General features: G+C 39.8%; 19 protein-coding genes. 3 read left to right on the top strand and 16 right to left on the bottom strand.

The window, feature by feature from the left end:
* Window positions 1-149: 149 nt before the first annotated feature.
* The 4 genes from J7I90_RS15730 to J7I90_RS15715 form a co-directional block, all read right to left on the bottom strand.
* Window positions 150-902 carry a hypothetical protein gene (locus J7I90_RS15730; protein WP_214772787.1) on the bottom strand — a complete coding sequence of 251 codons (753 nt, stop codon included), beginning with the start codon at window positions 900-902 and terminating at the stop codon, window positions 150-152.
* 241 nt (window positions 903-1,143) lie between these two features.
* Window positions 1,144-2,562: an amino acid permease gene (locus J7I90_RS15725; RefSeq protein WP_156404363.1), complete on the bottom strand. Its 1,419-nt coding sequence runs from the start codon at window positions 2,560-2,562 to the stop codon at window positions 1,144-1,146.
* A gap of 805 nt (window positions 2,563-3,367) precedes the next feature.
* Complete coding sequence (locus J7I90_RS15720) at window positions 3,368-4,513, bottom strand: histidine kinase N-terminal domain-containing protein (RefSeq protein ID WP_214772786.1); 1,146 nt, start codon at window positions 4,511-4,513, stop codon at window positions 3,368-3,370.
* A 231-nt stretch (window positions 4,514-4,744) separates the two neighbouring features.
* Complete coding sequence (locus J7I90_RS15715) at window positions 4,745-6,577, bottom strand: sigma-54-dependent Fis family transcriptional regulator (protein WP_214772785.1); 1,833 nt, start codon at window positions 6,575-6,577, stop codon at window positions 4,745-4,747.
* A gap of 483 nt (window positions 6,578-7,060) precedes the next feature.
* Here J7I90_RS15715 and J7I90_RS15710 point away from each other — a divergent pair, with 483 nt between their 5' ends.
* A complete protein-coding gene (locus tag J7I90_RS15710; RefSeq protein WP_214772784.1) occupies window positions 7,061-8,542 on the top strand; it encodes an aldehyde dehydrogenase family protein in 1,482 nt (493 codons plus the stop codon).
* Between the two features lie 181 nt (window positions 8,543-8,723).
* On the opposite strand, the gene J7I90_RS15705 is transcribed toward J7I90_RS15710, so the two are convergent.
* The 4 genes from J7I90_RS15705 to J7I90_RS15690 all read right to left on the bottom strand — a co-directional run bounded on the left by J7I90_RS15705 (window position 8,724) and on the right by J7I90_RS15690 (window position 13,866).
* A complete protein-coding gene (locus J7I90_RS15705) occupies window positions 8,724-9,428 on the bottom strand; it encodes a TerC family protein (RefSeq protein WP_095679524.1) in 705 nt (234 codons plus the stop codon).
* 321 nt (window positions 9,429-9,749) lie between these two features.
* Window positions 9,750-11,237, bottom strand: a complete 1,488-nt coding sequence (locus J7I90_RS15700) for a tagaturonate reductase (protein WP_214772783.1) — start codon at window positions 11,235-11,237, stop codon at window positions 9,750-9,752.
* A 66-nt stretch (window positions 11,238-11,303) separates the two neighbouring features.
* Window positions 11,304-12,317: a zinc-binding alcohol dehydrogenase family protein gene (locus J7I90_RS15695; RefSeq protein WP_214772782.1), complete on the bottom strand. Its 1,014-nt coding sequence runs from the start codon at window positions 12,315-12,317 to the stop codon at window positions 11,304-11,306.
* A gap of 43 nt (window positions 12,318-12,360) precedes the next feature.
* Complete coding sequence (locus J7I90_RS15690) at window positions 12,361-13,866, bottom strand: UxaA family hydrolase (RefSeq protein ID WP_214772781.1); 1,506 nt, start codon at window positions 13,864-13,866, stop codon at window positions 12,361-12,363.
* A 194-nt stretch (window positions 13,867-14,060) separates the two neighbouring features.
* Here J7I90_RS15690 and J7I90_RS15685 point away from each other — a divergent pair, with 194 nt between their 5' ends.
* Window positions 14,061-14,930, top strand: coding sequence for an AraC family transcriptional regulator (locus J7I90_RS15685; RefSeq protein WP_214772780.1), 870 nt, complete (start codon window positions 14,061-14,063; stop codon window positions 14,928-14,930).
* A 68-nt stretch (window positions 14,931-14,998) separates the two neighbouring features.
* On the opposite strand, the gene J7I90_RS15680 is transcribed toward J7I90_RS15685, so the two are convergent.
* From J7I90_RS15680 to J7I90_RS15645, 8 genes are all read right to left on the bottom strand, one after another.
* The gene (locus J7I90_RS15680; protein ID WP_251025308.1) at window positions 14,999-16,240 is read right to left on the bottom strand and encodes an MFS transporter; all 1,242 of its coding nucleotides are present in this window, start codon (window positions 16,238-16,240) and stop codon (window positions 14,999-15,001) included.
* A 155-nt stretch (window positions 16,241-16,395) separates the two neighbouring features.
* Window positions 16,396-17,397 carry a LacI family DNA-binding transcriptional regulator gene (locus J7I90_RS15675; protein ID WP_214772779.1) on the bottom strand — a complete coding sequence of 334 codons (1,002 nt, stop codon included), beginning with the start codon at window positions 17,395-17,397 and terminating at the stop codon, window positions 16,396-16,398.
* A gap of 160 nt (window positions 17,398-17,557) precedes the next feature.
* Entirely contained in the window at window positions 17,558-18,394 is an 837-nt protein-coding gene (locus J7I90_RS15670) for an SDR family oxidoreductase (RefSeq protein WP_214772778.1), read from the bottom strand.
* A complete protein-coding gene (uxuA, locus tag J7I90_RS15665) occupies window positions 18,391-19,467 on the bottom strand; it encodes a mannonate dehydratase (RefSeq protein WP_214772777.1) in 1,077 nt (358 codons plus the stop codon). The genes J7I90_RS15670 and uxuA overlap by 4 nt, the downstream gene beginning before the upstream one ends.
* A 12-nt stretch (window positions 19,468-19,479) precedes the next feature.
* The gene (locus J7I90_RS15660) at window positions 19,480-20,100 is read right to left on the bottom strand and encodes a bifunctional 2-keto-4-hydroxyglutarate aldolase/2-keto-3-deoxy-6-phosphogluconate aldolase (protein WP_214772776.1); all 621 of its coding nucleotides are present in this window, start codon (window positions 20,098-20,100) and stop codon (window positions 19,480-19,482) included.
* A 15-nt stretch (window positions 20,101-20,115) separates the two neighbouring features.
* On the bottom strand, window positions 20,116-21,135 hold the full coding sequence (locus J7I90_RS15655) for a zinc-binding alcohol dehydrogenase family protein (RefSeq protein ID WP_214772775.1): 1,020 nt from the start codon (window positions 21,133-21,135) through the stop codon (window positions 20,116-20,118).
* Between the two features lie 8 nt (window positions 21,136-21,143).
* A complete protein-coding gene (allD, locus tag J7I90_RS15650) occupies window positions 21,144-22,154 on the bottom strand; it encodes an ureidoglycolate dehydrogenase (RefSeq protein ID WP_214772774.1) in 1,011 nt (336 codons plus the stop codon).
* A 28-nt stretch (window positions 22,155-22,182) separates the two neighbouring features.
* Window positions 22,183-23,139: a sugar kinase gene (locus tag J7I90_RS15645; RefSeq protein WP_214772773.1), complete on the bottom strand. Its 957-nt coding sequence runs from the start codon at window positions 23,137-23,139 to the stop codon at window positions 22,183-22,185.
* A 391-nt stretch (window positions 23,140-23,530) separates the two neighbouring features.
* Between J7I90_RS15645 and J7I90_RS15640 the strand changes: the two genes are divergently transcribed.
* Window positions 23,531-24,448 (top strand): DMT family transporter, encoded by a 918-nt coding sequence (locus tag J7I90_RS15640; protein ID WP_214772772.1) that lies wholly within the window; start codon window positions 23,531-23,533, stop codon window positions 24,446-24,448.
* Window positions 24,449-24,472 lie beyond the last annotated feature (24 nt).

The following is a 24,472-nucleotide window of genomic DNA, read 5'->3' as shown; positions in this document are numbered from 1 at the left end:
AGCTGTAGCTCCAACAAACGAATATATTCCAGGAGTTGACGCTTCTATTCTAATACGTTCACAATGAAAGCATTCATTTCTTTAGAAGCATGAATACTGCAATAAAAAAAAGGAGTAAGCGGCGGCTTACTCCATATAACTTCAAGCGTTTATCCTTCCTTTTTCACTAACTTTGATGGATTATTTATTTTATAGCGTATTTCTTTATTGTATTTTTTGTCGACCACTTTTCCATCAAATTCGATTGCGTCTCCTTCTTCGAGCTCAGCTTTTTTTAATGTCTTGCTATATCCACACCAAGCATCGCCGATAGTCAATACAGGCTCCGTTGTCACTTTGACATTCTCCAAGAGTATGACTTCATCTTCTTCACCAGTGAAATGGTTCATTTTTGCCGTGAACTCCTTGACGGTCGCGGTGAAATGCACTTTTTCCCCAGGTAAGTCCAACTTAGGTTTTGCTGTCGTCTTTTTAGTTTTGGTTTTTGCTTTTTTTGGTTCTTCACTTGGCTGTCCGGGGTTTTCCGTAATTGGTGCTTCCATCACCTGATCAGTATCATTTGAATCTGCGGATGTTTCGGATACCGGTCCACTCAACAATTCTTTTCCGAAACTGGAGCTTTGCATTTCCTTTAAATAGGAAGGGTTAATGCAGCTAAGCTTACCATTTTCAAATTGAACGACTACAGTGTCAAGTCCGTTGCCATATTGTTCATAACCTGCCAATTTGACTTTTGCTTGAAAACTGCCGCTTTTGTATAATAGTTCTTTTTTAACCGAACGGGCAGTGAATAATTTCCATTCCAATCCTTTAGCGATATAGTCCGTATCATCTGAAAAAGGGATATACTCTCCTTTTGGTGCAATATAATGAATCAAATCTTCAGCTGGAGTTTCAGCCACAGTCACCACTCCTAATCTTTTCTATAGATTATATTCTAGCAAAGGATTTCAAAGTTGCAAATGAATGAGCATCATAATTGATCAGAGGGGGTGGCAGTCATTGTTACGATCATACATTAACAGCCCCTATAAAATGAATGCAATCATTTTTGGAACCAGAAAAAAAGCTGCCCACTAAGAGCAGCCTTTTGTTTGAATAGTCAATCTTTTCTTTCTGTAATTGAAACAAATACTGTATCCTTTACCCTTCCTTAACGTGGATATTTTTTAATTTTCCTTCTTGTTCAGCAGCAATTACGTTTTTCTTATGATAAAACAGGAAGTATGACCCAATAACTAGAATCGTGAGAAGGGTTGTAAGAAAGAATTGCAATCTCATGGAATCTATAAACGCCTGAGCAACGAATATAATAAATAAGACGGCAATGGTCGCATAGGTTAAATAAGGGAATAGCCACATTTTCACTTTGAGTGTCCCGGGATTTTCTTTTTCCGTCTTTTTCCGTAAATAAAGATGGGAGAAGGCGATAAAGATATACATGATCATCGTGACACCTCCCGAGCTGTTTGCGAGAAAAGCAAACAATTTATCAGGGGAAACAAATTTAAATGTCGTGAACACATAAGCAAAGAAAACACTTGCCATTAACGCCCAAATCGGGATTCCCCGCTTATTCACTCGGGAAAGGATTTTCGGTGCATCACCTTTTTTTGATAAAGAATATAACATACGAGAGCTAGTATATAGGCCTGAATTCAAAACAGAAAGCAATGAAGTGAAGATTACGATATTCATGATTTGACCCGCTGCCGGCAGGCCTGCCATGTCAAATACGCTGGCATAGGGGGTTTTCAGTAAATCTTCAGCACCTTGGGGGATTACGAGAACCAACACGGTCACTGAACCAACAAAGAAAAGAAGCAGACGCCATACGACACTGTTTATGGCTCTAATAATGTTTTTTTCAGGGTTTTCAGACTCTCCTGCAGCAATGGCAGCTACCTCACTTCCCGATAAAGAGAAAGTAATGAATATCACACTAAGAAGGACAGGCAGAAAACCTTTTGGTAAAAATCCTTCCGCTCCAGTTATGTTTGAAAGGCCTGGTGAATCAAATCCCGGAACCAATCCAAAAATCATGGCGGCACCAAGGAAGAGGAATATTACAATGGCAGCCACTTTCATGAAAGCTAACCAGTATTCAAATTCTCCATAAGCTTTGACTGAATAGATATTCGTAATCGTCATTAATATAGGGAAAGACAGACTGGCAGCCCACATAGGTATACCAGGAAACCAATCATGAATCATAGTTCCCAATAACGTAGTTTCAATAGCAATGATGATAACCCAGTTGAACCAGTATAACCAGCCAATCGTGTACCCGGCCCAAGGACCGAATGCTTGATGTGCATATGTAGAGAAGGATCCGCTATCAGGATTTACAACAGCCATTTCACCCAACATACGCATTATAAGTACGATCATCAATCCTGCGATTATATATGATAAAATCGCACCAGGACCTGCTGAATCAATTATGGTTCCGCTTCCGATAAATAGCCCTGCCCCAATTACCCCGCCTATAGAAATCATTGTGACATGCCTGGTCTTGAGACCATGTTTCAATTCATTTGTTTGAAGTGCCACTATTGTCACCATCCTTTAAAACTGTCAATTTACCGTTTTGTAAGCAGTAAACCACTGCTCATGGGTACCCTAGTAGATATCTTTCATTCAAAAATACAATGTTTACAGTCCTATCCCCGTTTCATCATTGGTTTTAATGAGGCCATATTCACAATCGTTATATGTATATTGCACAGCGTATATTCTATTGACGGGTAATGCAATTCTATTTATACTGTCTCTTTACTACCATCAGCTCCTCAACGAATTACAATGAACGTACAATGGTCCTTGTTGATATTTCACTTTCGCTATGTGTTGAGTGAAGTTCTTTTATGTAAAATTACCAGCTCTTATCCTTTCTTTCCTCAATCTTCTTTTATTATAAAAGCACCCTCTCTCATTAAAATTTCATACCTTTATAAAATAAAAGCAATATCCATGCCAAAAAAAGGATAGTTAGTTAATTAGGGTTTAACGCTTTTATGGATTAAAAATGATTCATTGTTGCATCATAAATGCATTTTTTGATTCATATATTAATTATTGACCCTTTTTGATTCACAATTGAATTAAAAAAATACAATTCAACTGATTTCATTTTAGATTTCGACACCTTTACATACCGAAAAATAACAGAGATAAAAAGAAGATGCCAAAAACCAAATATGATTTCGCATCTTCCAAATATATTTATTTTCATTGAGAATGATTTTATGTAAAATACTAGCAGTCCCAAAACGACCTTTCCTATTAATCAAAGATTTGTACATGCTTCGAAAAATAATGATATGTATACTAAAATGTTAGATAAAAAGTAACTATATGATATGTATTAAACCCTTATAAGTTCATTTTGGACTTTAGGGAAATGGATGCTGAATGTGGTTAAATTTTCATTGGAGACACAATTCATATATCCATCATTACTTTCAATGATCTTTTTACATACGTATAACCCAATTCCCGTTCCTAACTCTTTCGTTGTGACAAAAGGTTCAAAAATAGATTCAATCAATTCACTGGCAATGGCCGGTCCATTATTTGAAATCCTAATTATTCTCTCATTCGCCTCGATTAAAGAGTTTATCCTCAAAATTCTTGGATGTTCTTTATCCTTTAAGGCATCAATCGAATTTATAAAAAGATTCAAGAACACTTGTTTTAACCCATCCTTGCTCGCTGTCATGACGAAGTTTGGATAAATATCTATTTCCACATTAACACTGGCATCCACAATATTTGCATAAGTCAGCTCTTGTATTTCTTCAATTAACGTTAACACTGAAATTTCCTCTCTTTGTTCCTCATTAAAATCTGATTTAGAGGTATGGAGGAATTGGGTTATCCTGAAATTCAGCTGATTTAACTCATAATCGATGATATCCAAATATTTTAAGTCAGGGTTCTCCCTCTTCAGTAATTTATTGAACCCCATGATAGCTGTAAGAGGGTTTCGGAACTCATGTACAAAGCTTGATGATATCTGACCCAGTACCGCTAATTTATCTTTGTGGTTTTCACTAATATAAGACTTTTTTTCCTCAATCACTTCATTTGTAAGATTCGTATATCTCGTTACTGCATGGTAACTGAACGTATCAAAGTGCAAGTTGATGTCATTAATGAATTTCTGCATATAATTAATCGGGATATTTGCCTCAAAAAGATTTCTGATTATGATATTTCTCCCCAAATTGATATTATATAGAAAATCCCCAATGTTGATATTCGCTTCAAGACGTTCTTTTGCAACCTGGTAAGCCAATTTAATCAGCATATCTTCAGATAGTACTTCCTTGAACGTTTGGATCACCAGTGAGTACATTCCATAACCATTTTCTTTAATCTTTTCTTTGTAGGGATCTATTTCATTGATCTTAATAGTCTCGTTCCATTCATTTAAAAACTCGGATTCTTTTTCTTCCAAATATTGAATCAATACAAATTTATACTTCTTATGTTCAGATGACCACTTCATACTATTGACCACACATCCCCTTACGGAAATTTAGATACTATATCAATAACATCATTCTATATGAGTTTGATTTCCTGCGCTTCATTATTTATAGTAGTGAAATGTAGCTTATAAAGAGACAAGGTATGCATGTTCGCATATACAATAACAAGAACCGGCCAAATCAGGTCGGGAATCTGAGATCTTAAAAGAAAAATTATCATTCATGTTTTTTTATATACTAAGGAACTATTACTTTTGAAAGTTGATTCCATATTTTTTCATTTTTCTATAAAGCGTATTTCGACCGATGTCGAGTTGTTTCGCGGCGTTACTGATATTCCCACTTGTTCGTTCCAATGCATTTCTGATAAGCTGGGTTTCTTGTTCTTGAAAGTTTCTTGGTTCTCGATCGGCAATTGTCACTTCCTCATTTGTAATGGAAGAAACAGGACAAAGTGCCACAAGCATGTCCCTTGTAATCGGGCCCTTATCAGCTAGGAATGCAGCCTGTCCGAGAACGTTTTGCAATTCACGGAAATTTCCTGGCCACGAATATTCCAAAATGAATGTTTTAGCTTCGACTGTTAGTTCAGTATGTTCGCTCCTATAAGGTAAATCCGCTAAAATGTATTCTGCTAAGAGCAATAAATCTTTACGACTCCTCAGATTTGGAAGTTTTAAAGATAATCCACAAAGGCGGAAAAATAAATCTGCACGGAATTCTCCAGCTTCCATTTCTTTTTGTAAGTCTTTGTTGGTGGCAGCAATGACCCTGACATCGATTGGAATGGAAGCATGTCCGCCGACACGCGTCACACATCGTTCCTGAAGCACACGGAGCAGTGACGCTTGAGCTTGAAGCGGCATGTCCCCGATTTCATCCAAAAACAGGGTTCCGCCATCTGCAGCTTCGAACTTCCCCTTATGCCCGCCGCTTTTTGCTCCAGTAAAGGCACCCTTTTCATACCCAAATAACTCACTTTCCAATAAGTTTTCTGGAATTGCGCTGCAATTGATGGCGATGAATGGCTTATCACTTCTTAAGCTATACCCATGAATGGATTGAGCGAACAGTTCTTTTCCCGTTCCGCTTTCTCCAGTGATTAGCAAGCTGATATCAAGCGCTGAAGCTCTTTTAGCAATGGATATGGTTTGATTCATTTGCGGATCATTACTTATTATATCGGTAAATTGATAACGATTGGTTGTTAATCCATCAATCAATTTCTGTTTTTTTAACCTTACGATCACGGATGATTGATGTTCCATATTTTTGCCAAGGGTTTGAACCAAGAATTCCTGGTCTTTAATTGAAACCCTCCGTTCTAAAATGAGTGGGTCAGTTCCTGATACAATATTCGAAACCGGTTTCTCCAATGTGCCGATAACATCTGACGCCGCTGAATTGAGATCTGTAACTTTCCCTTCTTTATCTAGGGTAATTAACGGATCAGGGTATGAATCATATATAAAATAAAGGTTTTTCTCCCTTTTTTGTGTTTGGGACAACAAGAGTGATTGTTTGATGCTATCAGCCACCCTCTGGACTAAGCTAATGGAAAAAGGATGATAATTCTGTTGATGACTGCTTAAGTTCAAAACACCAAGCAGGTGCCCATCAGGGTGATAAATGGGCGATGCTGAACAAGTAAGAAAATGGTTATCCTGATGAAAGTGTTGACTGCCATGAATCAATACAGGGTTCTTCTCCACTATGGCTGTTCCTATTGCATTTGTTCCTTTTGATTCCTCTAGCCAATTGGCCCCTTTTCTTAAGGAAACAATATCTGCATGGCGGATGAAAGCTGGATCCCCAACTGTTTCGATGATATATCCTTCAGGAGCAGCAAGTAATAAAATGGACTCCAAACCATTAATCGAGTGATACACTTCTTCTAAAATGGGAGAAGAATGGTACAGGAGTTCCGCATATCGATCGTGGTATTCGGCCAACTCAAAAGCACCAAGCATATCTTCCTTATCCATCATGCTTGGCTGAAGTCCCTTCGAAATGCACCGCTGCCATGATTCTTGAATAAATGCCGGTATGGTTCCTTTATCCGCGCTTATATTTACAGACATTGAATAATCCTCCCGTATGTATAATCAAGTAAATCGGCTTCTGTTTTTTATTCAATTTCATTAATGAAACTCTAAGTGATCCAAAGTTTCAGAACAATCAGGGTCGTTCCTTCAATTTAATTATAACAGAAAATTCAGATATCCACCAAAATGAAAACAAGCTAATGTGAACTACTAAACTTTTTTTGTTCCATATTGGAACACCTGCCTGTTCCAATATGGAACAGTATGGCACCATCCCTTTTCCCTCCACCATCTTTTTAACTGATTTCATCGTTTTTTTGTTATGGCATCAGTCTTGCATAATTACATGTCGAGATATTGATTCCTTTTGATAAAGGGGGGAAAGAAATCAAGATAGTCAGAATTGCTGCAAGTCTGCCAAAGGGAATTGGAAAAAAACATAGTGCCTGATCCTTTACTTAGAGCCATTGTCCAAACAGATATCGAACAATATATTCCAATTGAAAAGGGGTAATATACATGGAACAAACTATTAAACTCAATCCACGTGTGCAAGCATTCTTGAAGGGCACTAAAAAGCTTTTAATAAATGGGGAATTGGTGGAAGCTGCTTCAGGAAAAACCTTTGAGACTCTCGATCCTTCAAACGGCAAGGTTTTAGCGGTTGTGAGTGAAGCAGGTCCGGAAGATGTAGATAAAGCAGTCAAAGCAGCCCGTTCGGCTTTCGACAACGGTCCTTGGAAAAAAATGAGTGCATCGGAACGCAGTCGCCTCATTTACAAATTAGCGGACCTCATGGAGGAACATAAAGAGGCGTTAGCACAATTGGATACTCTGGATAATGGCAAGCCAATTGGCGAAACCACTAATGCCGATGTCCCCCTTGCAATCGATCACTTCCGTTATTATGCGGGATGGACCACTAAGATAGTAGGACAAACAATACCTGTTGCGGGGAATTACTTCAATTATACCCGTCATGAAGCGGTTGGAGTGGTAGGACAGATCATCCCTTGGAATTTCCCTCTACTTATGGCCGCATGGAAATTAGGCGCAGCCCTTGCCACCGGATGTACGATCGTTTTAAAACCAGCGGAGCAAACGCCGCTTTCAGCCTTATATTTAGGACAATTGGCGCTTGAAGCAGGTTTTCCTCCTGGCGTTCTCAATGTCATACCAGGATTTGGTGAAACAGCAGGTTCACCGCTTGTAGATCATCCTGATGTCGATAAAATTGCCTTTACCGGTTCAACCTCAGTAGGGAAAATGATCATGCGCCAAGCTTCGGGAACCGTGAAAAAAATCTCGTTGGAATTAGGCGGGAAATCACCTAATATCATTTTACCGGATGCAGATATGAGTAAAGCCATTCCTGGAGCTTTAATGGGCATCATGTTTAATCAAGGACAAGTTTGCTGTGCCGGTTCCCGCCTGTACATTCAAAAGAAATCCTATGATAACGTGGTAGCTGACTTAGTGTCCCATGCAAAAAACATTAAACAAGGGGCCGGTCTTGACCCATCTACCCAGATAGGGCCTTTGGTATCCAGTGAACAAATGGAAAGAGTCGGCGGTTATATTGAAAAAGGAAAGTCTGAAGGAGCTGAAGTGGTTACCGGAGGTAATTACGGACAAGGAGAGGGTTATTTTGTAACGCCAACAATATTTGCAGGCGTTGAAGACGAAATGACAATAGCTAAAGAAGAAATCTTCGGTCCTGTTGTAGCTGCGATGCCTTTTGATGATTTGGATGATGTGATAAACCGTGCAAATAACTCAGAATATGGATTGGCTGCAGGTTTATGGACACAGGATGTAAAAAAGGCCCATTATGTGGCTAATGAATTAAAAGCGGGTACAGTTTGGGTAAACTGCTATAACGCATTTGATGCAGCTTCTCCATTTGGCGGTTATAAACAAAGTGGAATCGGTCGGGAAATGGGCAGTTATGCTTTGGATAATTATACGGAAGTCAAAAGTGTCTGGATTAACTTAAACTAAAAAATAGATTAAACGTTCCATATGCTCATTTGGCTAAGATATCATGATTGAAGTGCATGTTATCTTTTGCTAATTCGCAAAAGGATGTACCAAAGTTAAGACTTTGGTACATCCTTTTTCTTGTTTTGTGGGCATAGACAAAAAGAAGAGACCTTTCATCCGAAAGGTCTCTTTGTACCGATTATCCATTACGTTCAATTTGCATTTTTTCTCTGTTAGCTTTTTCTTTTTCGATATTTTTCTGTCTTGAAATCCCGGCAAACAGGATTCCAATAACCACTATCGCTTCAAATCCATATTTAATGAATGGATTTGCAAAGTAGTCGTGCATGAAAGGTTCAGCTACGATCATTTTAGCGGCTGTCCAGCCTAGTATTCCCGCACCAATTATTATGATGAATGGGAAGCGTTCGATCAATTTCAGGATTAAAGTGCTTCCATACATCACTACTGGAATTGATACAAGTAAACCGATCACCACTAAAATGAAGTTACCATGAGAAGCACCTGCAACGGCTAGGACATTGTCCAATCCCATCAATGCATCTGCAATAATGATGGTTTTTATAGCAGCCCACATCGAGTCTGCAGGCTTCACATCATGTTCTTCTTCATCGATAAGGAGCTTATAAGCAATCCATACAAGAAGTAATCCCCCTATTAAATGCAGTCCTGGCACCTCTAATAGCCAAACAACCAGCAGCGTTGCAATGATCCTTATCACAATTGCGCCGACCGCTCCCCATATTATCACCTTTTTTTGCTGCTCTTTTGGAAGCTTTCTTGCAGCCAATCCAATAAGGATCGCATTATCACCGGCTAGAACCAAATCTATCATAATGATCGCTAAAAGTCCTGAAATGAATTCACCTGTTAAAAAATCCAACACAAATTCCTCCTTTTTACAAAAATAAAGAGACCTCTGCCATAAATGGCAAAGGTCTCGCTAAGCACTAAATGAATTAGGCCAATAAAGCCGGTGGGGTTCCCACGTAATGACGACTTTATTTCAGGTTATCCCTGACGCTACTCCCCTTCACGGGAATAAAGAATATGTAGTTCTTTAATATCTTTCCATTAGGAAACTACCAAGAAAAAATATCACTAATTCAGTATACCAAAATTACAAATAAAATAAAGAAAAAAATAATAGATAGTAATGTTTTTCAGGAACTTAACCTTGTCCAAATCCTTTAAACGGATAATTTCAGTCAATCATCCCTTCTAGATATTGGCATAATTCGTTTCCAAGGTTAGGGATACCGCTCAAATCCTTCCCCCATAGATATTGATTACTTAACGTAGCCTCTACCAATTGTCTAAGCGGGATTTCTTCCCTCTCATAACGAAGCCATTGTTCCCTAAAAAATTCAATTGCCTTTATATCATCTTTGACGACATAGGCTTTACCCGCAAAGCTTTTACCCATATAACTCCCCTTGGTTTCGTTAACCCTATAAAATCGGATCAGGCCCGAAAAACCTCTTACGATACAGTCGGGCAGCGTGCCTTTCGCCCTATGATATTCCTCTAAGCTAGGCAGGAGACGAACCTTGAACTTCGAGATGCTATTCAGCGAAATATCCGCCAGGAGGTGATGTACAAAAGGATTCTTAAATCGTTCAAGAACACTTTCCCCATATAGCTTCATCTCATTTTGATCAAAAGGTAATGAAGGAATTATTTCCTTTTCGATGGCACTGCTCAGAAATTGGTTGAATTCCGGATGATCGATTGCCTGTTTCACTTCTTCCAATCCAGATAAAATTCCTAAAGGAGCTAACAAGGTATGTGAACCATTAAGTATCCGTACCTTCCTCATTTGATAAGGTGTCAAATCTTTTACCCAACGCACATTCAATCCGGATTGTCGTAAAGGAAGACGTTGATCAATACTAGGGTCACCTTCAATAGCCCATAAATGGTAGGGTTCTGCCGTATTTAGCAGAGTATCCTTATATCCCCATGCCGCAAATAGGTTTTCCGACTCATTGACTGGGAATCCTGTAACGATTCGGTCTACAAGCGAGTTTAGGAAGAGATTGTCCCGGTCCACCCACTCAATGAATGACTTGGGTAAATCCCAATCCCTGCCATGCTTAAGAACACATTTCTTCAATGTATCACCATTTCTATCTAAAAGCTCACATGGAAGGATGATCAATCCTTTTTTCGCATCCCCATTGAAATGCAGATAACGATGATACAAAAAAGCAGTCAGTTTTCCTGGAAAAGATTCCATTGGTTTTCCCTCTTCCAAAGGAATCGGCTGATATTTGATTCCTGCTTCAGTCGTGTTGGAAACTACAAATTCCAATTCAGTGTTTTCTGATAGTTCTAAAAATTCCATCCATTCTTCATATGGATCAATTACCTTAGAAAAAACGGAAATGATTTCTGTTTTTTCCACTTTCTCCTCTTGGTGAAAACCACGTAACATTAATGTATACAGTCCATCTTGCCGCTTCACTTCTTCTATTTTCCCTTTCCCGGCGGGCCGAGGCTGGGTAACTGCAATGCTTCCCTTGAAATGACCTTGTTTATTACACTCATGAATCATCCAATCAAAGAAGCCCCGAAGAAAATTCCCCTCCCCAATCTGCAATACTTTTATGGGAAAATCCATCATATGTGAATGTTGGACAGCTTTTGTATCTTTACTCAACCGCTTTAGTTGACTTGTATTTATCTTCATGATCAAAGAACTCCCTTCTTATGGAAATAGCCAATTCAAAGTACGGTTTATCAGCATACCCAATGCTTATATTTCGACAATCGCCTTGATCACTTTAGCTTCAGGAGTTAACCACCCTTCAAACTGATTGATCAATTCATCCAAATGAGTGCGGTGTGTAATATACTGGCTCATATCCAGCTTGTCATTCTTCAGCGAATCCACGACATAATCAAAGTCATCTTTTGTTGCATTACGGCTTCCCATCAATGTAAGCTCTTTACTGTGGAATTCAGGATCATTGAAGGTAATATCCGCTTTAACTAAACCTACATAAATCAATCTTCCCCCGTGAGCAGGATATTTAAATGAGTCCATCATTGACTTAGCATTACCTGTAGCATCAAATACCACGCTTGGCATATCTCCATTCGTCAATTGGGCCAATTTCTCCATTGGATTCTCCATAACGTTCAAAGTATAATCGACATTTGCCCATTTGCCGGCAAACGCAAGGCGTTCATCATTTACATCCATTGCGATCACCTTCGCACCCTGTTCTTTAGCGAAGGCCATGACTCCCAAGCCAATGGGACCAGCACCAATTACTAGTGCAAATTCCCCTTTATGGATTGCGGCGCGCCTAACTGCGTGAGCCCCTATACTTAAAGGCTCTATCATTGCGGATTGATCAAGTGTGAGACCTTCTGTTTTCACCAAATGATTATAAGGAACCGTAATCCACTCACTCATGCCGCCTTCAGCATGTACCCCCAACACTTTCATATCCGTGCAGCAGTTCGTTTTTCCACTTCTGCAAGCCAGGCATTTTCCACATTCCATATAGGGAATGATCGATACCTGATCCCCGACATTAAGCCCTGATACATTTTCTGGTATGGATTCAATAAAGCCGGATAATTCATGGCCAAGTATTCGAGGATAGCTAAAAAAGGGCTGATTACCTCCATAGGCATGAATATCCGTACCACATATACCTATACGCCGCACACGAATCAAAGCTTCCCCTGAGTTTGGAAAAGGTTTTTCCGATTCGATCATCTTAAATTCAAAAGGTTGTTCACAAACGATGCTTTTCACTGATTAACACTCCTTTTTAATAACTTGATAGAAATTGTGTATATTAGAGAATGACTCCTTCTTTAAAGATGCTAATCTCCCTATATCCAAATTTTTCATTATTCGTTTTCTTTTTACCGGATGAAAGCTCAAGAATGTAATGGAATAAATCGTCCTTTAATTCATCGATCTTTTGACCTTCTATCAACCGTCCGGCATTATAATCAATCCAGTGCTTTTTACGATCGGCTAAATCAGAATTCGTAGCTATTTTTACAGTTGGTACCGGTCCACCGAATGGTGTTCCTCTTCCCGTAGTGAATAGAACGATATGTGCGCCTGCTGCTGCCAAAGCCGTCACCGAAATCAGGTCATTTCCAGGAGAATTTATTAAATTCAAACCATGCTTCTCTACTCGTTGTCCATATGGGCTTACATCCACTACAGTGGCATGGCCCCCTTTTTGTGTACATCCAAGTGATTTTTCCTCCAGTGTACTTATGCCGCCTTCCTTGTTTCCAGGTGAAGGGTTTTCATAAATTTCCTGATCATGCCGAATGAAATACTGTTTGAAATCATTAATAAGGCCAACGATTTTCTTAAAGGTTTCTTCATCCCTTGCCCTGTTCATCAATATCGTTTCCGCTCCAAACATCTCAGGAACCTCTGTCAATATCGTGGTCCCGCCATTTTCCACTATTAAGTCGGAAACCGCACCAACCAATGGATTAGCGGTAATGCCTGAAAAACCATCGGAACCACCGCATTTCAAGCCTATTTTCAACTTTGAAACTGGTACGTTCTGGCGTACGAACCCTTCCGCGTAGTCCACTAATTCCCCCATTAAACGTAAGCCGCTCTCCAATTCATCTTGAACCTCCTGGGCTTTTAAAAATTTAATCCGATTAGGAGAAAATTCGCCTATGGCTTCTTTAAATGATTCGATTTGATTGTTCTCACACCCTAATCCTACAACTAAAACCCCTGCTGCATTTGGATGTTGAACCAAGGCTGCCAATAGTTTCTGCGTATGGGTCAAATCGTCTCCCAATTGAGAACAACCGTAGGGGTGGGAAAAGTGATGAACCCCATCGATTTGTCGATCTTTAAACTGCTCATTACCCATTTTAGCGAGAAGTTCACATGTTTTATTGATGCAGCCTACCGTATTGATGATCCAAATTTCATTCCGGATTCCCACTTCCCCATTTTCACGGATATATCCTTGGAAGGTATAATTTTGACTGGGTTCTTTTGTATTTTGTCTGCTAGGTTGATAGGAATAATCCAATATACCATGCAAACCGGATGCTAGATTATGGGTGTGAACCCAATCGCCAATGGAGATATCTTCTTTAGCTTTTCCGATCGAGTAGCCAAATTTGATTACGTCCTCCCCTCGTTTAACCGCTTTCACTAACATTTTATGCCCTTTAGGAATGTCGTCATTTGCCTTGATATGGATCATTCCCCTGTCTTCAGATTGAAACTGGAAGCTCTGTCCTTTATGAATCCCCTCCAAGGAAATAACAACATTATCGTTTGAATGCAATTGAACAAATTTATTCATTTTATCCCTCCTTATCATGAGTAAGACGTATAGAACCAAACGTCAATTCATTCCGAAAGCCCTTTCATTTTTCCCTTGAATTTTTTAATTTTTAAATCTATTTTAATTTTAACATCAATTTATGAGATACAAATTGCGTTTTTTGCTATAAATATACTCATTCTTGTTGTATTATACTTTCAGGAGATGACCCAATGAAAAAAATTCATAATGCAATAAACCATGATTTACTCTTCCCATTCTCTTTTGTCTATCAAGATACGAAAAGTCCCCAGAATGAATTGTCCGATCATATGCATGACCATTATGAAATTGTTTATGTTTATAACGGTAAAGGGACCTTTTTTATCGGTGATGTGTTTTATGATATGCAGCAAGGGGATGTATTCCTGATCCCGAATAATACCATTCATAGGGCATTACCGAATAAGGACGACCCTGTCACCTCCACCATTATCTTTTTCAGTCCCACATTAATATATAAAGATGTGGTTGATGATTCTTTTTCATATTTACACTTGTTTGATCTGACAAAAAAGAGTAAGAATTACAAAATATCATTGCCGCAGAAGGAACAAGTAAAGTTGGAGGAACAGCTACAGCTCATCCTGCAAGAAACGATTAGCCGATCGATGGGCTCGAGGCATGCTTGTTTACTGATCGTTCATCAGATCATACTTGATTTATACCGTACCCGGATAAATGGCAAACAAGATTTATCCGAGGGCAAGAGCTATAGTTCAGAATGGATGAAAGATATTTTAATCTATATTAATGAACATATGGATGAACCATTGACGCTGACGATCCTTGCACAAAAAGCATTGGTCAGTCCCGCTCATTTCAGCAGGGTTTTTAAGGAAACGACTGGAATTGGCTTAATCGTGTATCTAAACACGAAAAGAATCATCAAGGCAAAGGAACTTTTGCTGGAAACGAATCACACCATTGCCCATATTGCCGATATGTGTGGTTTTGAAAGCATGCCGCAATTTTATCGTACCTTTAAGAAATACAATGAAAAGACACCAGCTACATTTCGAAAAGAAAATCGGATTCGCTAGGTGTGCCTAATACAAATGAAAAATGGAAGTGTCTTCCCTTTGGGAGACACTTCCATTCTAACAATCCATTACGCAGGCTTAACTATCGGTCGTACAAAACGGATGACTGCAAGCGATGCAACGATGGCCAATCCACCAGCAAGCAAGAATGCAACTGTGTATGTGCCAGAGGTATCGACAATGTATCCTGTTAACGTCGGTCCGATGATTCCTGCTGTATTTGCCAGGAAATGCATAAAACCTCCAACAGATCCAACATTACCAGGGTCGACGACATCGTTGACGATTGCCCAGTAAATGGCACCAGTCAAATATAGGAAGAAGACGGAAAGTGCTACAAGCGTTACTGCACTGACCGTTGTGGATACAAGTCCGGCAAAACCGATACATACCGCTGATAAGAACAAACATGTTACAAGCACGAGTTTACGTGAGAATAAAACACCTTTTTGAGCGAATTTTTTATAGAAGAAATCCGACACGAATCCACCCAAAGCTAGTCCAATGAATCCAAAAATCCAAGGAATCACTGTAATGATACTCATATTTTCCACACTTAGGCCGCGTGCATCCACCAAATAGCTTGGGAACCAAGTTAAGAAAAAGAAGAGAATATAGTTGTAGGAGAAAAAGGCTAGAGCTGTAAATAAAACCGTTTTTTGTTTTAAATAAAAGGTGAATTTCACCTTTCCTTCAGATGTTGCCGCTACATAAGATTTTCCTGTATGTTTCTGTTCTTTTGACTCTTGTGGTTTTTCTTTAACGAACTTCCACCAGCAAGCCGCCCATATAAGACCAATTATCATTATGGCAATGAAAGAAACTCTCCATCCATATGAGATGGCTATGAATCCAACTATCGGACCTGCGATTGCGCCACCAAGCGGAGTCCCGCTATTCGTCAAACCAACGACAGATGCCCGTTGATTTGACGGGAACCAGTTATTCACCATTTTATTGATGGTTGCTGAAAGAGGGCCTTCGCCCATCCCAAACAGGATGCGGATGACGATCATACTGGCAAAACCGACAGCAAGTACCAGCGCACCACTGAATAAAGACCAAACGATCATCGCCACGAAAAGCGTTAGCTTTGCTCCCCATTTATCGGATGCCATTCCTCCAAGGAAGTTAAATATGGCATAACCAACGGAAAAGCTACTAAAAATAATTCCCATCTGTGTGGCTGTTAAAGATAAATCATCTTGAATGAACGGAGCTGCAATGGACAGTGCAGATCGGTCCAGATAATTTATTACCCCTGCCAAGAACAAGAATGCGATAACCATTCCTCTACCATTTGAAAACATATTGTACCCCCCTATACATTTCTGTAAATGCGCAATCATTTTTGGAAACGTTTCCATTTAATAACCAAGAGTAAAGTCTAAAGATCTTTAACTAAATCGGTTTAGAATTCCTGTAAAAAAGCGCTTTCTTTTTCACAGGAATCTTACCTCCGTTTCTAGCAAGAATTCCTTGAAAGCAAAGTCGGTTTCAAGCGATGCACGCTTGTATCCTCATTTCCTGTTTTATTGATTTGACCAAGCAGTAACTCCGCTGCCAAGTTGGCCATTTCAATGGCTGGCTGATTAACCGTTGTGATGGTCGGTGTATAGAAACTCGCATATGGTACATCATCGATGCCTATGACCGCTATATCATCAGGTATATGGATTTCATGCTGTTTCATATAACGCAATACTTCATTGAGTACGATATCATTTCCTGCCAATATGGCTTGAGGCGGTTTTTCCAATTCGAAAAACTCTGAAAGTGCAAGCGGAATTTCGTCTGCATTCACGGTTTTTATATATTCAGAATTGACTGGTATCCCATGTGACGCGAGTGAATCCTTATACCCTTGGATCCGTTCGATTCGAGGGCTGATATCGCGTATTATTGAAGTGGTTATGATTGCAATGTTTTCAAAACCCTTTTCAATAAACCGATCGACCGCTAACTTGGAAGCAAGGTGATTATCGAGCATGACTGTAGCAATATTCAATTCTCGGATTGTCCTATCCATGAAAACAATCGGGAATCGATCACTCTTCATACGTTGATATAAATCAAGATTGTCCCCCGTGGGGAAAATGATGATCCCATCCACTTGTTTAGCCCTTAGCATTTCAATATAATTCTTTTCCTTTTCAGGATTGTCATCCGCATTGCATACGATAATATGGAACCCTTGTTCATAAAAGTAGTTTTCTATCGCTCTAATAACTTGCGTTGAAAACGTGTGAAGGATATTGGCAACCACTACTCCAACAGTGAAAGTGGATTTTTGTTTTAAACTGCGCGCTATTATATTAGGCTGATAGTTTAACTCTTCTATTGTTTCTTCAATCTTTTTCCTTGTTTTTTCACTCATATATTCATAGCGTTTGTTCAGGTATTGGGAAACTGTGCTTTTTGATACTTTCGCGTGATTGGCGACATCAGTAATTGTAATGGTTTTCATTTCATTCATTCCTGTCGTGTGATTTCAGTATATAAGGAATATTCTATTATAATAAGTAAAGCTTTACAATCACCTTCCGATGCAGTAAAAAAGTCAATTTCCCATACCATGGAACTAATGTAATCACGTTAACTTGTTTGCTTTTTTATAGGAGCTGAATTCAGACACCGGAGTATGCCATGAAGCCCCCATCGACCGGTACCGTAATGCCTGTGACAAAGCCCGAATAGGATTCATCAACGAGCCAAAGCAACGTTCCAAGTAAATCTTCAGGCTGCCCAAAACGCTTCATGGGTGTTGAAGTAATGATTTTATCAGACCTTGCTGTTAGGCTGCCATCTTCATTAAGCAGAAGATCCCGATTTTGCTTCGTCAAAAAGAATCCTGGAGCAATCGCATTCACCCGTAAACCCGCTTCGGCAAAATGTACAGCCATCCACATGGTAAAATTATTTATCGAAGCTTTGGCAGCACTGTATGCTGGCACTTTAGTCATCGGAGCGTAGGCACTCATGGAAGATACATTTACGATAACTGGTGCTTCCACTTGCAATAACTCTTTTCCAAAAACCTGACTGGCCAAAAATGTACCGGTGAAATTACTGGCAAAAACCTGGGAGAAACCATTTTCATCTAAATCAAAAAAGGATTTCCCTTCCGCTTCTTCCCCATATTTCTCTGGAGCTGTAATGGCATCAGGATGATTGCCTCCCGCCCCATTTATTAATAGATCCACTCTTCCGAATGCTTCTATTATTTTTCCTCTTGCATTCTCCAATGAGGCTCTATCCAAAACGTCTGCTGCTATGGATAATGCAGTGCCCCCTGTTTGTTCAATGAGTTCGACCACTTCTTGCCCTTTTTCGGCCGTTCTGTTCAATATAGCTACCCTGACACCATGACGGGCCAATTCCACAGCCATTTTCGAACATAAAACACCGCTGCCTCCAGTAATGACTGCCACTCTGTTCGTTAAGTTTTCATGGATGGGGATCATGATACCGCACCTGATTTACCAGCTTCATATGCATCCCATAATCCGAGCAAATACATGATTCCCAATGCTCGGTCATATAAACCGTATCCAGGGCGGCAATCTTCACCCCATATATGGCGGCCATGATCCGGTCTGACATAACCAGTATAATTCTGCTTACTCAATTCTTCCACGACGCCCTGTATATTGATGGATCCATCCTGGGTATGATGCGATGTTTCCACAAAGTCGCCATTTTCATAAATCTTCACATTTCTAATATGGGAGAAAGGCGAACGATTTGCATACTTTTTAGCCACTTGGACCATATCATTTTCTGGGTTTGCCCCCATCGATCCTGTACACATGGTAAATGCATTCGACGGTGAATCCGAAATCGAGATCAGTTTTTCATAGCTCGATTCTCCAGTGATGATTCTTGGCAAGCCAAAAATGGACCATGGCGGATCATCTGGATGAATAGCCATTTTAATGCCGCAAGCCTCGGCAACCGGTAATATTTCTTTTAGGAATATTTCAAGATTCGCCCATAACTGCTCTTCGTCGACAGTTTTGTAAGCTTCGAATAATTCAGAAATTCGATCCATCTTTTCTGGTTCCCAACCTGGTAAAGTTAAATCTGAAGCTTCCGTCACAGTACGAATCAAATCTTGCGGTTCTAACGTATCCACTTTCGCCTTTTCATAAAATAGGGCAGTTGAGCCATCTTCCAAAGGATGGAACATTTCCGTACGAGTCCAATCAAAGATCGGCATGAAGTTATAACAAATGACTTTCACTCCAGCGTCCGAGAGATTTCGTATCGTTTCTTTGTATTTCTCAATATATATCATGCGGTCTTCGTTACCCAATTTAATCGATTCATGGACATTTACACTTTCTACAACATCCGTATGAAAACCAAATGATTGGATATATTCGATTTCTTCTTTAATTTCTTCCTTTTCCCATACCTCACCAACAGGTTTTTGGTGTAGTGCCCATACAATCCCTTTCACACCAGGAATCTGTTTAATGTGCTCCAATGTAACGGTATCATTGTCTTTCCCATACCATCTAAATGTAATGTTCATCATGCACCTCTGTCATTCCGCAATCTTTTGCATATATTTTCCGCTTAATTCCACTGCTGCTTCATAGCCGCCATTTTGATAGGCTTTGTTCAAGTCACTGCCGATCCCGATTGCTACCGCACCTGCATTCAGCCAGTCCTTCATGTTATCCAGATTAATTCCGCCGGTTGGCATGATACTTACATTAGGCAATGGACCATTAACCGACTTGATGAAAGAAGGTTCAAAATGGTTTGCCGGAAATAACTTCAAAACATCACAACCTGCTTCCATTGCCGTAGCCATTTCTTTGATTGTCATGCAACCAGGCATATAGGGAATGCCGTATCGATTACAAAGTTCGGCTACACCATTGACAAAATAGGGACTGACGATAAAATTGGCACCAGCTAAAATCGCATGTCGAGCCGTTTCAGAATCAAGTACCGATCCTGCCCCTAAGAGTGCATCCTTATTCTGCAGTTCTTTGAAAGCCTCTTCAATTCCCGGTGTTGTATACGTCAATTCTATTGCCCGAACACCGCCTTCCACAGCTGCTTTGGACAGCTGTACCGCTTCCTTTGCATCCTGTCCCCGGATAACAGCTACAACTTTCGTTTCCTTTATTCGATGAATGATTGAATGCTTGTCCATAACTCCTGCCCCCCTTTAATTAAAAACGATGATCGCTTTTCGAACTTGTTCGGGATGATTTTCCACAAAATTAAATGCTTCCTGGATATCATCCAACGAAAATGTATGGGTAATTAAACCTTCTTGTCTGAGTTTTCCTTCATTCAAAAGTTTAACCACTTTTGGGAACTGATTGGTTTGCAACCTAGATCCTTTAACCGATACTTCCTTTTTAGTTATTGGCAGCTGGGAAACCGCTGAAGGACGCTCATCAAAACCGAGTACGACAATCCGGCCCGCCGTCGATACGACATCAAAGGACAATTCAAATGTCATCGGCAAACATACTGCATCAATGACGACATTGGCACCTTCTCCATTCGTCCATTCTTCCACTCGTTTTTGAACATCTTCTTTTCCCGCATGGACAGTGATATCGGCGCCGCTTTCTTTAGCGAATTCCAAACGCTCCTCACTTAAATCCGTGATCATCACTGATGCTCCTTGAAGCTTTGCCATCCTTAATATGCAAATTCCAATAGGCCCAGCTCCCTGGATAAGCACTGTTTCCCCTTCCTCCACTTCGCCTCTCCAAACTGCCTGTGCGCCGATTGTATATGGCTCAGCCAATACTATTTCTTCCCAGGCCAACGCGGAATCCACAACATGTAATTGTTTCTCGGGAACGACGAACCATTCTCTCATACCACCATCTTCATGTACGCCAAAAACGGACAGTTTTTCACAAACATTTTGGCGCCCTTTGCGGCAGGCGTAGCACTTCCCGCAGTAACTGATGGGCTCAATAACAACATGGTCCCCAACTTTTATGCCCTCGACGCCTTGTCCAATCTCCACAACTTCTCCCGCTACTTCATGCCCGACGACTCTTGGCAGCGTAGCAAGAGGATTCGTACCATGGTAAATATGCATATCCGATCCGCAAATCCCGACTCTTTTTACTTTTACAAGGACATCCGTCGAGTTTGAAATCCGTGGTTTTTCCACTTCTTGTATGATAAGTTCATGAGCTTTCCGTACTTGAACCGCTTTCATTTCTCCACCTACTTTGTAAGAAATTCATAAACACTTGATGCTATCGTAATACCTTGTTTCAGGTTTTTTTCTTCATTGATTTGTTCAATCTCACCCGGTACATATACGCGATCGAACCCTGGAGCAGGTTCAACCTGTTGCAGCTCTTCAATCATTTGATCCATTTGCTCTAAAAATATATCGGTATCTGTAAAGAATGAAGGATTAATTACACAAAAATAATGTCCCAGCTTCCGTTTCTTATCAAGATCGTCATACATTTTCCCAATGTGCGGGCCAAATGCCGCACCGGCCAATAATCCAGAAAACACATCTACAATTACGGATAGACCATAGCCTTTCGGGCCTCCGAAAGTGGAAAGGGAAACGACTTTATTCGGATCCGTGACCGCAGTTCCATTTTCATCGACACCCCATCCTTCAGGGATTTCCTTTCCTTCTTCGCGTGCCTGGAGAATTTTACCCCATGCAACATTGGATGTTGCCATATCAAGAATATAGGGTTTCTTCGTTCTGGCTGGAACTCCGTAAGCGATTGGGTTGGTACCAAGAAATGATGTTTTTCCCCCGAACGGGACCACAATTTTATCGGTATGTGACATCGCGATGCCAATCAACTTTGCATCTGCGGCTTTTTGAACGAAATAGCTTAGTGCTCCGCAATGGCTGCTATTAAAAACAGTCACCATGCCCACGCCATTTTCTCTCGCCATATCGATTGCATGGTCCATGGCCACGTCGCTGATCACATGCCCAAATCCATCATCTCCATCGATTACACCGGTAACGGGCCCTGTCTTTTGGAAGGAAATCTGTGCATCGGGATTTATTCCTCCTGCCTGTAAACGGTTCACATAATGCTCTGTTCGTAAAACACCATGGGAATTGACATTTCTGAGATCAGCATGAACCAATACTTTCGCAATTTTTCCGGCAGTTTCTTCATTCAAACCCACTTTGGTCAGCTGCTCTATGACTAATCGTTTTGCTTCCTCGGCTTGTATCGTTACTGTTGCCATTTTCTCCCTCCCATTTCTTTTCTGCCTACTATCTTTCTATTACAGTCTCATTCTGTATGAAAGGTATTACTTCATCCAAATATGGTAATCCTTCATTGTCCCCTGCAACAGTGGTGACAAGAGCTCCTACACCATTTGCGAATGCCAATCTTTCATCAATAGATAAACCATTAAGGTATCCGTAAATATAACCGGCATCATAACCATCTCCCGCACCAACTGTATCTACAGGTATTACAGGGAAAGCTTCTTTTTCATGCCATTCATTTTTGGTATAAAGTTTTGAACCATGTTTCCCGTCCTTAATAACAAGCTGATCAATATCATTCACCTTTGCGAATTCCGCCAATGATTCTTTAGAGTCCGTTCCGATGATTAATCCTATTTCATCTAAACCTGTAAGCAAAATATCAACATATGGAAAAATATCATAGTAAACTGATCTTGCTTCCTCGATGGACCATAGCTTTAAGCGGATATTTGGATCAAAAGAAACAGGTATGTTTTTTTGTTTTGAAATGTCCATTACCCTCTTGGCAATATCAACATTTTTAGGATCTATGGCCAAAAACACTCCAGTAAGGTGGACTATATCAATCTCTTCAAACATCTTTTCTGTTATATCTTCAGGTTTTAAAGTTAAAATGGGAGATTGATAGCGGTAATAAAATGTCTTTCCGGAACCATCTTCCCGGATCTCTTTAAAGTTAAGGGATGTTGGATATCCATTTACATAGGCCACATCACTCATGTCCACGCCTTCCCCACGAGCGAAATTATAGATAACTCTGCCGAACTCATCCTTGCCTAAACGGCTTATCCATTTTGACCGCAAGCCTAGCCTTGCACAGCCAATCGCAAAATTCAGTTCAGCGCCTCCGACTTTTCGCTCAAAACGGTTAACGAATCTTAAAGGTCCTGTCTCTTCCGGATTTAGCGTAATCATGGCGTCGCCCAGCGTTAAAACACCATATTTTGTTGACAATACAGTACCTCCTTCTTTCGAACATTCACAAATAAAAAGAAAACATTTGATCATATCACTTTAATTAAGCTTCATTGCTAAATCGATTTAGTTAATTACTAAACCGGTTTGGTAAATCATAAGGAAATTGTAAATGAAAACCCTACCAAAAACAATAGAAAAGTTTGATAATTTGTAATTTTATTTTTATTCGATATTATTTTTTATGATATTTCTGCTAAAGTTAAGATAAAAAATCATATAACGGAAAACGGATAAGAACTGTTTCATCGCTCTTTTTTAATGATTGGCAGCTTCAGATTTTTTTCAATCAAATTTTACTCTTTGCTATTAATTTGGTGAAAGTTGTATAATATATCAATTGTTAAATAAGTTTGAAAGGTTGTTTGGAATGAGTTTTTTGAAAATATACATCTTACTTACCGGAATAATGATCACGTGGGGGTTAAATGTCTCAGTTATTAAAATTTTAGTTGCGCATACGCAACCAGTAACGATCACTTCATTGAGAATTTTCACTGCTTCTCTTATCGTCATTATTATCCTTTTCTTCTTTGGACTAATACGCCTTCCTAAAAAAAGTGAACTTTTTTACGTTTTTGGAGGAGCACTTTTGAGTGTCGTTTTTCATCATTATTTTTTAGCTGAGGGATTGACAAAGACTTCCGCCTCGAATGCTGGATTGATTTTGGGCATGGGGCCAATATTGACTGTCATTTTGACCATGATTTTCTTTCGAAGAAAACCTACGTTAATCAAACTGCTGGGCTTTATTTGCGGTTCCCTGGGTGTAAGTTTTACCGTTATGGCAGGAAGCGGAGGACTTCATTCTATTAATCTGGGAGATGTGGATATTCTCCTTTCCATTCTTTCACAGGCACTGAGTTTCATACTAATTAATAAAGCCTCAAAAACAATGGATCCACGATTATTAACCGGCTACATGATGCTTATCGGATCTTTTATTCTTTTTGCCATCAGCTTATGGAAGGAACCAGAGGGCTTATCTTCACTGGCAACGGCACCGCCATCCATCTGGGGAGCTTTCTTTTTCTCCGCTATTTTTGCCACTGCCCTTGGGCACATGAGCTATAATTATGCCATCGGGAAGGTAGGCGCAGCCGAATCATCGATATTTCTTAACTTAAATACCTTATTCTCTTTGTTAGGGGCAGCATTTTTCCTTAATGAAGCCATAGTTCCTGCACATTTCATTGGACTTATATTCATTGTTTCAGGAGTATTGCTTGGCTCCGGAGCAATAGAAATATGGATTATTCAACGGAAAAATAAACGCATATCAGCCTAACGGCTACAGCAAACCCTAGATTTC

The organism is Bacillus sp. ISL-57 (genome assembly GCF_018613135.1).
Classification (GTDB): domain Bacteria; phylum Bacillota; class Bacilli; order Bacillales; family DSM-1321; genus Peribacillus; species Peribacillus frigoritolerans.
The sequence above is the reverse complement of the archived record's forward strand: the minus strand, read 5'-3'. Positions and strand labels throughout refer to the sequence as shown.

What these genes read in the sequence shown, in the direction of transcription:
- J7I90_RS15720 (WP_214772786.1), bottom strand. Translation starts at nt 4,513, where the DNA reads ATGAAGTGGTCATCTGAACATAAGAAGTATAAATTTGTATTGATTCAA.
- J7I90_RS15715 (WP_214772785.1), bottom strand. Translation starts at nt 6,577, where the DNA reads ATGTCTGTAAATATAAGCGCGGATAAAGGAACCATACCGGCATTTATT.
- J7I90_RS15710 (WP_214772784.1), top strand. Translation starts at nt 7,061, where the DNA reads ATGGAACAAACTATTAAACTCAATCCACGTGTGCAAGCATTCTTGAAG.
- J7I90_RS15700 (WP_214772783.1), bottom strand. Translation starts at nt 11,237, where the DNA reads ATGAAGATAAATACAAGTCAACTAAAGCGGTTGAGTAAAGATACAAAA.
- J7I90_RS15690 (WP_214772781.1), bottom strand. Translation starts at nt 13,866, where the DNA reads ATGAATAAATTTGTTCAATTGCATTCAAACGATAATGTTGTTATTTCC.
- J7I90_RS15685 (WP_214772780.1), top strand. Translation starts at nt 14,061, where the DNA reads ATGAAAAAAATTCATAATGCAATAAACCATGATTTACTCTTCCCATTC.
- J7I90_RS15680 (WP_251025308.1), bottom strand. Translation starts at nt 16,240, where the DNA reads ATGTTTTCAAATGGTAGAGGAATGGTTATCGCATTCTTGTTCTTGGCA.
- J7I90_RS15675 (WP_214772779.1), bottom strand. Translation starts at nt 17,397, where the DNA reads ATGAAAACCATTACAATTACTGATGTCGCCAATCACGCGAAAGTATCA.
- J7I90_RS15670 (WP_214772778.1), bottom strand. Translation starts at nt 18,394, where the DNA reads ATGATCCCCATCCATGAAAACTTAACGAACAGAGTGGCAGTCATTACT.
- uxuA (WP_214772777.1), bottom strand. Translation starts at nt 19,467, where the DNA reads ATGAACATTACATTTAGATGGTATGGGAAAGACAATGATACCGTTACA.
- J7I90_RS15660 (WP_214772776.1), bottom strand. Translation starts at nt 20,100, where the DNA reads ATGGACAAGCATTCAATCATTCATCGAATAAAGGAAACGAAAGTTGTA.
- J7I90_RS15655 (WP_214772775.1), bottom strand. Translation starts at nt 21,135, where the DNA reads ATGAAAGCGGTTCAAGTACGGAAAGCTCATGAACTTATCATACAAGAA.
- allD (WP_214772774.1), bottom strand. Translation starts at nt 22,154, where the DNA reads ATGGCAACAGTAACGATACAAGCCGAGGAAGCAAAACGATTAGTCATA.
- J7I90_RS15640 (WP_214772772.1), top strand. Translation starts at nt 23,531, where the DNA reads ATGAGTTTTTTGAAAATATACATCTTACTTACCGGAATAATGATCACG.